At 73.3% G+C, this 11,767-nt stretch carries 10 protein-coding genes and 2 pseudogenes; 6 read left to right on the forward strand and 6 right to left on the reverse strand.

The genetic code is table 11. The features are described from left to right. Positions 1–96: 96 nt before the first annotated feature. From ACFZCP_RS20005 to ACFZCP_RS20015, 3 genes and pseudogenes are all read left to right on the forward strand, one after another. Entirely contained in the window at positions 97–1,044 is a 948-nt protein-coding gene (locus ACFZCP_RS20005; RefSeq protein WP_391428943.1) for a lysylphosphatidylglycerol synthase domain-containing protein, read from the forward strand. Between the two features lie 45 nt (positions 1,045–1,089). After that, positions 1,090–1,373, forward strand: a pseudogene (locus ACFZCP_RS20010) (proteasome subunit beta); the annotation flags it as partial. Between the two features lie 54 nt (positions 1,374–1,427). Beyond that, positions 1,428–2,255 carry a hypothetical protein gene (locus ACFZCP_RS20015; RefSeq protein ID WP_391428377.1) on the forward strand — a complete coding sequence of 276 codons (828 nt, stop codon included), beginning with the start codon at positions 1,428–1,430 and terminating at the stop codon, positions 2,253–2,255. A gap of 166 nt (positions 2,256–2,421) precedes the next feature. Here the strand turns inward: ACFZCP_RS20015 and ACFZCP_RS20020 are convergent, their stop codons facing one another. From ACFZCP_RS20020 to ACFZCP_RS20040, 5 genes are read right to left on the reverse strand one after another with little or no spacing between them, the layout of a single operon-like run. Then, complete coding sequence (locus ACFZCP_RS20020; RefSeq protein WP_391428379.1) at positions 2,422–3,813, reverse strand: ATP-binding protein; 1,392 nt, start codon at positions 3,811–3,813, stop codon at positions 2,422–2,424. Beyond that, positions 3,810–4,475 (reverse strand): response regulator, encoded by a 666-nt coding sequence (locus ACFZCP_RS20025; RefSeq protein ID WP_391428381.1) that lies wholly within the window; start codon positions 4,473–4,475, stop codon positions 3,810–3,812. The genes ACFZCP_RS20020 and ACFZCP_RS20025 overlap by 4 nt, the downstream gene beginning before the upstream one ends. Next, positions 4,457–5,182 carry a phosphatase PAP2 family protein gene (locus tag ACFZCP_RS20030; RefSeq protein ID WP_391428383.1) on the reverse strand — a complete coding sequence of 242 codons (726 nt, stop codon included), beginning with the start codon at positions 5,180–5,182 and terminating at the stop codon, positions 4,457–4,459. The genes ACFZCP_RS20025 and ACFZCP_RS20030 overlap by 19 nt, the downstream gene beginning before the upstream one ends. Beyond that, a complete protein-coding gene (locus tag ACFZCP_RS20035; RefSeq protein ID WP_391428385.1) occupies positions 5,179–5,781 on the reverse strand; it encodes a phosphatase PAP2 family protein in 603 nt (200 codons plus the stop codon). The genes ACFZCP_RS20030 and ACFZCP_RS20035 overlap by 4 nt, the downstream gene beginning before the upstream one ends. Beyond that, a complete protein-coding gene (locus ACFZCP_RS20040) occupies positions 5,778–6,440 on the reverse strand; it encodes a VTT domain-containing protein (protein WP_391428387.1) in 663 nt (220 codons plus the stop codon). The genes ACFZCP_RS20035 and ACFZCP_RS20040 overlap by 4 nt, the downstream gene beginning before the upstream one ends. Before the next feature lie 201 nt (positions 6,441–6,641). Between ACFZCP_RS20040 and efeU the strand changes: the two genes are divergently transcribed. From efeU to ACFZCP_RS20055, 3 genes are all read left to right on the forward strand, one after another. Then, positions 6,642–8,672 (forward strand): iron uptake transporter permease EfeU, encoded by a 2,031-nt coding sequence (gene efeU, locus ACFZCP_RS20045; RefSeq protein ID WP_391428389.1) that lies wholly within the window; start codon positions 6,642–6,644, stop codon positions 8,670–8,672. A 68-nt stretch (positions 8,673–8,740) separates the two neighbouring features. Next, positions 8,741–10,003, forward strand: a complete 1,263-nt coding sequence (gene efeB, locus ACFZCP_RS20050) for an iron uptake transporter deferrochelatase/peroxidase subunit (RefSeq protein WP_391428391.1) — start codon at positions 8,741–8,743, stop codon at positions 10,001–10,003. 147 nt (positions 10,004–10,150) lie between these two features. Beyond that, positions 10,151–11,320: a HoxN/HupN/NixA family nickel/cobalt transporter gene (locus tag ACFZCP_RS20055; RefSeq protein WP_362690123.1), complete on the forward strand. Its 1,170-nt coding sequence runs from the start codon at positions 10,151–10,153 to the stop codon at positions 11,318–11,320. 55 nt (positions 11,321–11,375) lie between these two features. Here the strand turns inward: ACFZCP_RS20055 and ACFZCP_RS20060 are convergent. Further along, a pseudogene (locus ACFZCP_RS20060) lies at positions 11,376–11,684 on the reverse strand (FAD-dependent monooxygenase); the annotation flags it as partial. Positions 11,685–11,767 lie beyond the last annotated feature (83 nt).

Below are 11,767 nucleotides of genomic sequence, written 5' to 3' on the forward strand. Positions count from 1 at the left end.
CGGGCGCCATGGCAGACCCAGGAGAGACGGTCGATGACCCAGCACGCCGTACCGGAGGCCGCCCAGGACGTCAGCTCCCCGCCCGCCGACGTGCCCATGAGGTCCCCGGTGGACCTCGCCACCGCCGCCGGCCGCCGCCGGGCCTACGGGCACACCCTGATCTGCCTCGCGGTCCTGCTCTGTGCGGCGTACCTGGCGCGGCGGCACTGGCCGACGCTGGAGACCGGCGCGGTGCGTCTTGCCGTCGCCGACCAGGAGTGGCTGCTGGTCGGCGCGGCTGCGGCCGTGGGCACCTGGGCGGCCTCCGCGCTCGCCCAGCAGGGCGCGGTCACCCGGCGGTTGCCCGGACCACGTCTGGTGGCCGCGCAGTTCGCCGCCTCCGCGGCCAACCACCTGCTGCCCGCCGGGCTCGGCTCGGGCGCGGTGAACCTGCGCTTCCTGATGCGCTGCGGGCTGTCGGCGGGCCGCTCGGCCGGCGCGCTCGCGGTCAAGGCCACCGCCGGGGCCGGGGTCCGGCTCATCCTGCTCGCGGTGCTGGCCCCGCTCTGCCCGGGCCTGCTGCGGGTCCCGCACATCTCCCCGGCCCTGCTCGCAGGCGGCCTGGTCGCCGCCCTCCTGCTCGCTGTGCTGCTGGCCGGCCCGCTGCGGCGGCGCTGCCGTCGGGCGCTGGTCGCTGTGCGGGCCGACATCCGGGCCGTGCACACCCGCCCGGCCCGCGCGGCGGCCCTGTGGGGCGGCTCACTGGCCTTCGCCACCCTGCACGCCCTGGTGGTCATCGCCGTCGGCCGGGCCGTCGCCCTGCCTCTGTCCCCGCTCCAGGTGGCCCTGCTCTACCTCGCCGCCAGCAGCGCGGCCGCCCTGCTGCCCACCCCGGGCGGCCTCGGCTCCCTGGACGCCGCCCTCGCCCTCGCGCTCACCGCTGCCGGCGCCCCCGCCGCGACGGCCGCCTCCGCCGTGCTCGGCTACCGGCTGCTGACCGTGTGGCTGCCGCTGCTGCCGAGCCTGCTGGTCCTCGCGATGCTGGTGCGGCGCAAGGCACTCTGAGAGGGGCGGAGATCCCGGGACGCCGGCAGCCGGGTTGCGGGCGTCGAGGGCTCCGGCTCCCCGTACGCCCGCGGCGCACTCAAGAAGCTGTACCGGCCGGGCCTGACCCGCCGTGAGGCCGCTCTGACCGCGATTCAGGCGCTGTACGACGCCGCGGACGGCGACTCGGCGACCGGCGGCCCCGATCTGAGCCGTCGTGTCTTCCCCGTCGTCCCGGTGTCGCCGAGGACGGTGTGGGGCGCCTGAGCGAGGCGGAGACGGAGGAACTGAGCGGAGAGGCGGTCCGGCAGCGCCACGATCGCCCGGACGGACCGCACGCCGCACCCTGACGCCTCCCCTGCGCTCAGGATGCATTCAGGAGTCAGCGGGCACCGTCGGGTCCCATGACATCAGAGACTTCTCGGACCTCGACGGCCGCCGCCGGCACCACCGCCCCCGGCCTGCCGCCGCGCTGGAACAAGGTGCCCGAAGTCACCGTGTACTTCTGGGTGATCAAGGTGCTGTGCACGACCGTCGGCGAGACCGCCGCCGACCTTCTGAACGAGAAGGCCGGTCTCGGCCTGACCGGTGTGTCGCTGCTGATGAGCGCCCTGCTCGCGGTCGTGCTCGTGGTGCAGTTCCGCACCAGGGCCTACCGCCCCGCCGTGTACTGGCTCGCCGTCGCCCTGATCAGCGTCGTCGGCACCCTGGTCAGCGACAACCTCACCGACAACATGGGGGTGGCGCTGGAGACGACCACCACCGTCTTCGCGATCGCCCTGGCCGTCGCCTTCGCCGCCTGGTACCGCTCCGAGCGCAGCCTGTCGATCCACCACATCGACACCGGCAGGCGCGAGGCGTTCTACTGGCTGGCCGTCCTGTTCACCTTCGCCCTCGGCACCTCGGCCGGCGACCTGCTCGCGGAGCGGTTGGACCTCGGCCACTGGCTCTCGGCCGTGCTGTTCGCGGCGGCCATCGCCGCGATCGCCATCGCCCGGTTCGCGCTCGGCCTGAACGCGGTGTGGAGCTTCTGGATCGCCTACGTCCTCACCCGCCCGCTCGGCGCCTCCGTCGGGGACTACCTCTCCCAGCCCACCGGTGACGGCGGTCTGGGCCTGGGCACCGTGGTGACCAGCGTGCTGTTCCTCGCCGTCATCCTCGGCCTGGTCGTCCTCCTGTCGGTCACCCGTAAGGACGTCACCGAGCAGCGGGCCGTACAGCAGCACGTCTGAGCGAATACGGCGGACCGTCCGACGGCCGGCTGTGCGTCGGACCGTCCGTCGGCCGGCCGTGCGTGTCAGACCGTCCGGCAGCCGGCTGCGGGTCAGACCCGTCCGACCCGGGCCGTGTGTGCGACCGTCCGGCCGGGGGCCGTGTGTCAGGCCGTCCGGCAGCGGTTCATCCGGCGGGCAGCGTGACCACGAACCGGGCTCCGGTGGCGTACCGGGCGTCGTACGCCACCTCGCCTCCGGCGGAGCGGGCCAGGCGACGCGCGAGCGGCAGCCCGAGGCCCGCTCCGCCGTGGCCGTCCCCGGGATCGGCGCGCCTGCCGGGCTGGAAGAGCAGAGGCGTGAACGACTCGGGTACGCCCGGCCCGTCGTCCGTGACCTCCACACACACCCCGCCGGCGGTCCGCCGGGCGGTGAGGACGACCTGCGTACGGCCGTGGCGCAGGGCGTTGGCGAGCAGTGGGCTGACGATCCGCTCCAGCAGCGCGCCCTGCACACCCGCCCGCAGCGGCGTCCCGTCGCCGCTCACGGTGACCCGCACCGGGCCGGGGACGTCCAGGGACGCCGCCACGCGGTGCAGGACGGGCAGGACCTCGGTGGTGCCGGGCGCCGTGGGCACGCCGTCGCGGGCCTCGTCCAGGAGTGTGTCACAGATGGTGCGCATCGAGCGTGCGGCCTCGGCGATGACCTCGTGGGTCGCCCGGGTCTCGGCCTCGGAGCGGGGCCGCGAGCGCCACCAGTCCAGTTCGGCGACGATCCGGCTCAGCGGGGTGCGCAGTTCGTGGGACAGCTCGCCGGTGAGCTGGCGCTCGTGCCGCAGCACGGCCCGGATCCGGTCGAGCAGCGCGTCCAGGGACGTCCCGAGCGCCGCCAGTTCGGCGGGTCTGCCCCGGCCGCCGAAGCGCTCCTCGGAGGCCACGGCGCTCCACTGGGTCGCCTGGTCCGTCATGGTGCGCACCGGCCGCAGCGCCCGCCCGACCGCCAGGCGCGTCAGCGCATAGGTGCAGGCGAGCATCACCGCGTCCAGCGCGAACGAACCCAGCAGCATCGTCTCGGCCGAACTCCGGTAGGGCGACAGGTCCAGCGCGGTCACGACGGTGGCCCGCGTCCCGGGCCCGGGCACCGGGTGGGCGCACAGACGGACCGGGTCGTGGCCGGCGAGCGTGGCGCAGCCGCTCCGCCCGGCGGCGAGGGAGTCGGCGGCACGGGTGAGAGCGTCCGTGCGGCTCGCGGTCGGCGGCTGTTCGAGCAGCCGGGTGCCGTCGTAGATCCACACGTTGGTGTCCAGGAGCCGGTCGTTGACGGTCTCCAGCACCCGTACCCGTCCGCCGCGCGTGTCGACGGTGGTGGCCACCGCCGCCGCGCGGGTGCGCAGTTCGTCGTCGGCCTCCCGCTGGAGCCGGTGGCGGACCACGGTGTTGAAGACGACCGTGAGGATCAGCATCAACAGCGCGGCCGTGGTCAGCGCGACCAGCGAGAGCCGTCCCCGCAGGGTGCGCGGTGCGAGCCGGGCGGCGGGACTCCGGGGAGCGGAGGAGGCCGGGGCGGCGGGGTGTCTCATGCGAGCCGGTGGCCGATCCCGCGCGCGGTGCTGACGGTCAGCTCGCTGCTCGCCGCGCGCAGCTTGCGCCGCAGCCGGGTCAGGTACTGGTCCAGCGTGTTCTCGCTGACCTGAGCGCCCTCCGGCCAGCCCGCCCGCACCAGTTCGCGTCTGCGCACCAGATCGCCGCCCGCCGCCGCGAGCGCCGCCAGCAGCCGGAACTCGGTGGGGGTCAGCTCGATGCGGGTGCCGTCGACGCTGACGCTGTGCCGGACGGCGTCCAGGACGAGCCCGCCCGCGGCGCCGGCCGCCGGCGGGGGAGCGGTCCGTCTGAGGGCGGCCCGCAGCCGGGCGGCCAGCTCGGCCAGGTGGAACGGCTTCGACAGGTAGTCGTCTCCGCCGGCCGAGAATCCCGACAGCCTGTCCGTCAGCCCGTGCCGGGCGGTCAGGAACACGACGGGCCCGAGGAAGCCGTTCGCACGCATCGCCTGGCACACGTCCCGGCCGTCCGCGTCCGGCAGCCCGACGTCCAGCACGGCGGCGGCGACGTCCGAGGTGGCGAGCCTGAGGGCGGTGGCGCCGTCGGCGGCCGTCACCGTGTCGAAGTCCTCGTCGTGCAGTCCGCGCCGCAGGACGTCACGCAGGGCGTGATCGTCCTCGACGATCAGGATCTTGGGGCGCATGCTTCTCCCGGTGTGTCGGCCTGGTCCGTGGCGGGTGGGGGGTCCGCCTCGCCGGTGGTGGATATCAGAGAAGGGGGCAGCCACCATGCTGCCGCGCACACGCAGACGCCCAGCCAGCCGACGGCGAACAGCCAGCCGCCGAGCACGTCGGTGAACCAGTGCACGCCGAGGAACACCCGGGTCAGGCCCACCCCCGCTCCCCAGACAGCCGCCGCCAGACACAGCGGAAGCTGGCCGCGCGGGGCGCGCACGCACAGCGCGAGGATGACCACGGAGGCCGTCAGGGCCGCGGTGGTGCTGTGCCCGGACGGGAACGACCAGCCGGAGGCAGCCGTCTGCCAGTCCCGGTGCGGCGGGCGGGCCCGGCCCACGAGTTCCATGACGCCGTAGCGCAGGGCCTGCCCGGTGGCCAGACAGGTGACCGCCAGCAGCGCGGCGAGCAGCCGCCGGCGCCGGGTGCGGCCCGCCAGCAGCCCGGCCAGGACGACCAGTGCGTACGGAACGGCGCCGGTGCCGGTGGCGGTCAGCCCACGGGCCACGGCCACGGCGGTCCCGGGACGGTGGCCGAGGGACCAGGCCAGCAGGGAGTGGTCCAGGGCGAGTGCCGCGCCGTGCCGGCCGGAGACCGTGATCGCCAGCACCACGAACGCCGCCCAGGCGCCGAGCGCGACACTGCCCGCGGTCTCCGCGATGCGCCGGCGGTTCATGACACCAGCAGGGGTCGCAGCCTGGTCCTCGCCAGCCGCCCGGCCAGGCCCCGCGGCCATCGCCGCAGCACGGTCATCACGAGGCACGAGACCAGGCCTCCGAGGAGTGCGCCGGCGAGGACGTCGTGCGGATAGTGGACGCCCACCCAGACCCGGGAGACCGCCATGGCCAGCGCGCACACGGAGGCGACGACGCCCAGCCGGCGGGAAACGAAGAAGAGGGCGACGGCGGCCGCCGCTGCGACGGCGGTGTGATTGCTGGGGAACGACCAGTCGCCCGGAGCCGGGCACCTCTCCAGGGTGGGGAAGGGCAGGCCGTGGCACGGCCGGTTCTCCCGCACCAGCAGCTTCAGGGCCGCGTCCGCGCAGAAGGCCACGAGCACGGCCACCGGCACGGCCAGGGCCGTCATGCCCGCCAGGGGGCCGGACCTCCGGGCCTGCCACCAGCCCACGGCCATGAGCAGCGCGAACGCCGCCGCACCGTAGGCCGACCACACCGTCACCACGCCGTCCAGCGGGCCGGGGGCGCGGTGGGCGAGTTCCACCACGTCCCGGAACAGTGGGCCGTCGACCGACGAGCCGGTGAGCGCGAGGATCATCCGCGGGCCTCCTTGGCGGCCCTGCGGGAGCGCAGGACCTCGGCGGCGAGCGGGAGGAGGGAGACGACGACGATCAGCGCGATCACCGGCAGCAGGTACCTGTCGACGTTCGGGACCGAGGAGCCGAGGGCGTATCCGGCGAGCGTGAGGCCGAGGCTCCACACGAGCCCTCCCGCCACCTGCCAGAGGGTGAATGTCCGCGCAGGGACGCCGAGGGCGCCCGCCATCGGGTTCAGCACCGTGCGCACCACCGGTACGAAGCGGGCCAGCACGATCGCCTTCGCGTGTCCGTAGCGCTGAAGCAGTTCCTCGGCGCGCTGCGCGCCCTCGTGCAGACGGGCCGACCGGCTGCGGGCGAGGAGGGCGCCGCCGGCCTTGCGGCCGAGCAGATACCCGCACTGCGAGCCCGCCAGCGCGCCGACGGCCGACGCGACGAGCAGGGGCCCGAGCGAGAGATGCACGCCGCGGTCGGAGGAGCCCGTGCACAGCAGGCCCGCCGTGAACAGCAGGGAGTCGCCGGGCAGGAAGAAGCCGATCAGCAGTCCCGTCTCGGCGAAGAGCACCACGGCGACGCCGAGCACGCCGAAGGCGGCCAGCAGTGAGTGCGCGTCGAGCACATTGACCGCGAGCTGCGACGACAGGTCTGAGGGGGTGGCCATCGCCGCACGCCCTTTCCGTCCGGTTATTTCCGACTACACATTTGTAGACGGTCTACCGAACTGTAGACGATCGACAGGCCCGCACCGTTCCCGGGATTTGCCTCCCCATTGCCCATTCATGACTGACTGACTACATGCCTGTAGTCATGATGGTCCGCGAAGGTAAGGCATGCCTTCACTAAGTGGGAGGGGCAGAAGGGCATGTGGGACGACGCGTTTCCGAGTTTCCTGATCGGGCTGAGGGAGGGACTCGAAGCCGGACTCATCGTCTCCATACTCATCGCCACCCTCGTGCGGGCCGGGGCCCGCTCCCGGCTGTCGCAGGTGTGGACCGGCGTCCTGGCCGCGATCGCCCTGGCCATGAGCTTCGGCGCGGTCCTCACCTTCACCGCCGCCTCCCTCACACAGACCGCCCAGGAAGCGTTCGGCGGCGTCCTCAGCGTGATCGCCGTGGCCTTCGTCACCGCGATGGTCTTCTGGATGCGCCGCTCGGCCCGCACCCTCTCCGGTGAGCTGAAGGAGAAGGTCACCGGCGCGCTGGCCATGGGATCCGGCGTACTGATCCTCACCTCCTTCCTCGCCGTGGGCCGCGAGGGGCTGGAGACCGCGCTGTTCCTGTGGACCACCGCCCGCGCGGCCGGCGAGTCGGCCGGACCGCTGACCGGCGCGGCCGTCGGCCTGGTCCTCGCGGCCGGCCTGTGCTGGGGCCTGTACCGCCGCGTCCTGAAGATCAACCTGACCAGGTTCTTCACCGCCACCGGCGCCGTCCTGATCGTCATCGCGGCCGGCGTCCTCGGCTATGGCCTGCGCGACCTCCAGGAGGGCGGGGTGCTGCCCGGCAGGACCGCCTTCGCGGTCGACCTGTCCTCCGGCGTGGACGCCGGTTCCTGGTACAGCACGCTGGTCCAGGGCGTCTTCAACCTGACCCCGGCCATGACCTGGCTGCAGGTCGCCGGCTACCTCTCCTACCTGGCCGTCGTGATGACCCTGTTCGTCCGCGGCGTCCGCGCCACCGCCCCCCGGGCCGCCGCCGACCGGCCGGAACCCGGGCCGAAGGCGGCCCGCCCGCAGCGCCGCAGGCCCGTATGGGTGATCCCGGCCGCCGTGGTCACCGTCCCCGCCGTGCTCGCCGGCCTCGTCGTCGCCCTCGCCCGTCCCAAGCCCGCGGGCGACCAGACCGTCGTCGTCTCCGAGACCGAGTGCGGCAAGGGCTTCACCGCACCCAAGCCCGGCCGGCAGACCTTCCAGATGCACAACACCGGCGGCAGGACGTCCGAGGTCTACCTCGTCGACCCGGCCAGCAACGCGGTCTACGGCGAGATCGAGGGCCTGGCCCCCGGCACCACCCGCGACCTGGTCGCCACGGTCGCCGGAGGCACCTACGCCTGGCGCTGCGTGCCCACCGGCGGCAAGGCCGTCACCTCCAAGCCGGTCAGCGTCCACGGCGGCGGAGCGGCCAAGCCGGTCGTCCCCGTCTCCGCGCAGGACCTCGCCGCCCCCCTCGCGGCGTACAAGACGTACGTCGGGAAGGGTCTGGCCACCCTCGTCGGCCAGACCCGCACCCTCGACCACGACATCGAGGGCGGCCACCTCGACCATGCCCGCACCCACTGGCTGACCGCCCACCGCACCTACGCCTCCCTCGGCGCCGCCTACGGCACCTTCGAGGACTTCGACCAGAAGATCGACGGGCGGCCCGACGGACTGCCGGGAGGCGTCCGGGACAAGGACTTCACCGGCTTCCTGCGCCTGGAGCACGGCCTGTGGCACGGCGAGCCGGCCAAGGACCTGCGCGCGCCCGCCCGGCAGCTCGCCGACGCGGCCGCGGGACTGCAGAAGGCCTTCCCGGCCCAGGCCTTCGACCCCGGCGACCTTCCGCTGCGCGCCCACGAGATCCTGGAGAACACCCTCCAGTTCGAGCTGACCGGCGACACCGACCAGGGCAGCGGCACGGGCCTGGGCACCGCCGACGCCAACCTCGCCGGCACCCGGGAGCTGCTCACCGTCCTCAGGCCGCTGCTGGCCACCCGCGCGCGTGGTCTCCTCCCGACCGTCGACGCCGACATCGCCCGGGTGCAGAAGCTGCTCGACGCGGCCCGTCACGGCAGCACCTGGACCCCGGTCGACAGGCTCGCCGCCGCCGACCGCCAGCGTATCGACGGCGCCACCGGACAGCTGCTGGAAGACCTCGCCCCGGTGCCCGACCTCCTGGAGATCAGGAAGTCGGCCTGATGACCGCCGCCCACCCGGCCCCCGAGCACCCGCACCCCGAGCACCCGCACCCCGAAGGGAACCCTCCGATGTCCTCTGCCGACACCCCCGCCTGCCCGGCCCGCCGCTCCTTCGTGCGGACCGCGCTGGGCGCCGGAGCCGCCGGAGCGGTCCTGGCCGGCGGCGGCTTCGCGCTCGGCGAGGGCGGCGGCACCGCGCGGGCCGAGGGCGCGGGCGCGGACAGCGGTGCGAAGGTCCCCTTCCACGGCGCCCACCAGGCCGGGATCGTCACCCCGGCACCGGCCGCCGCCACCTTCGTCTCGCTCGACGTCATAGCCGACGACCGCAAGGGCCTCGCCGACCTGCTCAGGACCATCACGGAGCGGGCCCGCTTCCTCACCTCCGGCGGCGCGCCCACCGACCTCGGCGTCGGCGCGCCGCCCTCCGACAACGGCATCCTCGGCCCCGAGGTCCCCGCGGACTCCCTGACCGTCACCGTCGGCGTGGGCGCCTCCCTCTTCGACGACCGCTACGGCCTCGCCAGGGCCAGGCCCGCCCGGCTCACCCCGATGCGCACCTTCCCCAACGACAACCTGAACCCGGCCGAGTGCCACGGCGACCTCTCCCTCCAGCTGTGCGCCGGCAGCCAGGACACCGTGCTGCACGCGCTGCGCGACATCGCCCGGCACACCCGCGGAGCCATGCAGATCAAGTGGCGCATCGACGGCTTCCAGAACGCCCCGCGACCCACCGGAGCCCAGCGCAACCTGCTCGGCTTCAAGGACGGCATCGCCAACCCGGACGTCACCTCGGCCCGCGAGACCGGCCGGCTCATCTGGGTGGGCGACGGACAGGGCGAGCCGGCCTGGGCCACCGGCGGCAGCTACCAGGTCGTCAGGATCATCCGGATGCTGGTCGAGTTCTGGGACCGGGTCTCGCTGAGCGAGCAGGAGAAGATGTTCGGCCGCCGCAAGGACACCGGCGCCCCGCTCGACGGCGCCAGGGAGACCGACGCCCCCGACTACGCCAAGGATCCGCACGGCACCGCGATCCCGCTGGACGCCCACATCCGCCTCGCCAACCCGCGCAGCCCGCGGACCGACGCCTCCCGCATCCTGCGCCGGGGCTACAACTACGACCGGGGCGTGGACAACGTCGGCAACCTCGACATGGGCCTGGTCTTCTGCTGCTACCAGCAGGACGTCCAGCGCCAGTTCGAGGCCGTGCAGACCCGGCTGATCGACGAGCCCCTGGTCGACTACATCTCCCCGACCGGCGGCGGCTACTTCTTCGCCCTGCCCGGTGTACGGGACCCGAAGGACTGGCTGGGCCGGGGCCTGATGTCCGCCTGAACCGCCCCCGGGAGCACGGCCTTTCCCTTCCCATGGGGAAGGCCTGCCGCGGGCTTTACTGCACATGAGTTGCAAGTACGGGAAGATGGCACGAGGCTGTCCAGCGCAGCCGTGCCCGTACCCGGCAGCGAAGGACACACCCTCCCGATGACGGCCGTCCCTGGTTCCGCTCCCTCCCTCCCCGCCCGGGCCGACGCGCAGCGCTCGGCCTGGCACCGCGTCCGCGGCTCGATGACGCGGCAGGAGTGGACCAGGGTCGGTGGGATGGCCGCCTTCGTCCTCGCCCTGCACGTGATCGGATGGGGCACACTGGCCGGGATCGTCGCACCGCAGCATCTCAGCGCCGGCACCGGATCCGACGGAAGACCGGCGGCGTTCGGCATCGGCATCGGAGTGACCGCGTACACGCTCGGCATGCGGCACGCCTTCGACGCCGACCACATCGCGGCGATCGACAACACCACCCGCAAACTGATGGGCGAGGGGCAGCGGCCGCTGTCGGTCGGCTTCTGGTTCTCGCTCGGCCACTCCAGCATCGTCTTCGGGCTCTCCGTGCTGCTCTCGCTCGGGATGAAGAGCCTGGCCGGCCCCGTCCGCGACGACGGCTCGCACCTGCACGAGGTCACCGGCCTCATCGGCACCACCGTCTCCGGCACCTTCCTCTACCTCATCGCCGGTATCAACCTCGTCATCCTGGCCGGGATCTGGAAGGTGTTCCGCGGGATGCGCTCGGGCGACTTCGACGAGGCGGCCCTGGAGCAGCACCTGAACAACCGCGGCTTCATGAACCGCCTCCTCGGCCGGGTCACGGGCTCCATCACCAAGCCCTGGCAGATGTACCCCCTCGGCCTGCTGTTCGGCCTCGGCTTCGACACGGCGACCGAGATCGCCCTCCTCGTCCTCGCCGGCACCGGTGCCGCATCCGGCCTGCCCTGGTACGCGATCCTGTGCCTGCCCGTGCTGTTCGCGGCGGGCATGTCCCTGCTGGACACCATCGACGGCTCGTTCATGAACTTCGCCTACGGCTGGGCCTTCTCCAAGCCGGTCCGCAAGGTCTACTACAACCTCACCATCACCGGCCTGTCGGTCGCCGTCGCCCTGATCATCGGCACGGTCGAACTCCTCGGTCTGCTCGCCGGCAGGCTGGGCCTGCACGGCGCGTTCTGGGACTGGATCGAGGGCCTCGACCTCAACACGGTCGGCTTCGTCATCGTCGGCCTGTTCTTCGCCACCTGGGCCATCGCCCTGCTGGTGTGGAGGACGGGCCGCATCGAGGAGAAGTGGACCGCGGGCCTGGCCGAGGGACCCGCCGACTAGGACTTGTCCGGGCGGATCAGGTCGGGCTCGGCGTTTTCGGCCCAAGGGTGGCTTGTCACCCCTGCTCGGTGATCATCTTGAGCATGGCTTGGGCTGTGTTGTTCTCGGAGTCGATCCCGTGCACCTCGGTGCCGTCAAAAGTGACTGCCTCGGTGCTGCGGGCGAAGAGGGCCTGTTCGTACTCGGTGAGCGCGGCCTCGATGTCGTCGGGATTCGCGGCGCGGGCCTTGCCGAGTTCGGCGCCGTCGAGCATGGCCAGGTTGGCGCCTTCACCGTTGGGGGCCGCGAGGTGGGCGGCGTCAGGGAGGAGGGTCACCCCCGGCCCTCGGTCCCACCGGTGCTCGGCCGGCAAGGCAAAGAACGGTCCCGTCCTGCTCGACGAGCCGCATCGTCTGGCGGCCATGCCCGCGTCCTCGCGTCGCTCCCCTCGGCGTAGACGCCAGTACT

The organism is Streptomyces sp. NPDC007971, assembly GCF_042958635.1.
In the GTDB taxonomy this organism is placed as follows: domain Bacteria; phylum Actinomycetota; class Actinomycetes; order Streptomycetales; family Streptomycetaceae; genus Streptomyces.

Coding starts and splice junctions, on each gene's coding strand:
- ACFZCP_RS20025 (WP_391428381.1), bottom strand. CDS start 4,475: ATGCGCCCCAAGATCCTGATCGTCGAGGACGATCACGCCCTGCGTGAC.
- ACFZCP_RS20055 (WP_362690123.1), top strand. CDS start 10,151: ATGACGGCCGTCCCTGGTTCCGCTCCCTCCCTCCCCGCCCGGGCCGAC.
- efeB (WP_391428391.1), top strand. CDS start 8,741: ATGTCCTCTGCCGACACCCCCGCCTGCCCGGCCCGCCGCTCCTTCGTG.
- ACFZCP_RS20040 (WP_391428387.1), bottom strand. CDS start 6,440: ATGGCCACCCCCTCAGACCTGTCGTCGCAGCTCGCGGTCAATGTGCTC.
- ACFZCP_RS20005 (WP_391428943.1), top strand. CDS start 97: ATGAGGTCCCCGGTGGACCTCGCCACCGCCGCCGGCCGCCGCCGGGCC.
- efeU (WP_391428389.1), top strand. CDS start 6,642: ATGTGGGACGACGCGTTTCCGAGTTTCCTGATCGGGCTGAGGGAGGGA.
- ACFZCP_RS20015 (WP_391428377.1), top strand. CDS start 1,428: ATGACATCAGAGACTTCTCGGACCTCGACGGCCGCCGCCGGCACCACC.
- ACFZCP_RS20020 (WP_391428379.1), bottom strand. CDS start 3,813: ATGAGACACCCCGCCGCCCCGGCCTCCTCCGCTCCCCGGAGTCCCGCC.
- ACFZCP_RS20035 (WP_391428385.1), bottom strand. CDS start 5,781: ATGATCCTCGCGCTCACCGGCTCGTCGGTCGACGGCCCACTGTTCCGG.
- ACFZCP_RS20030 (WP_391428383.1), bottom strand. CDS start 5,182: ATGAACCGCCGGCGCATCGCGGAGACCGCGGGCAGTGTCGCGCTCGGC.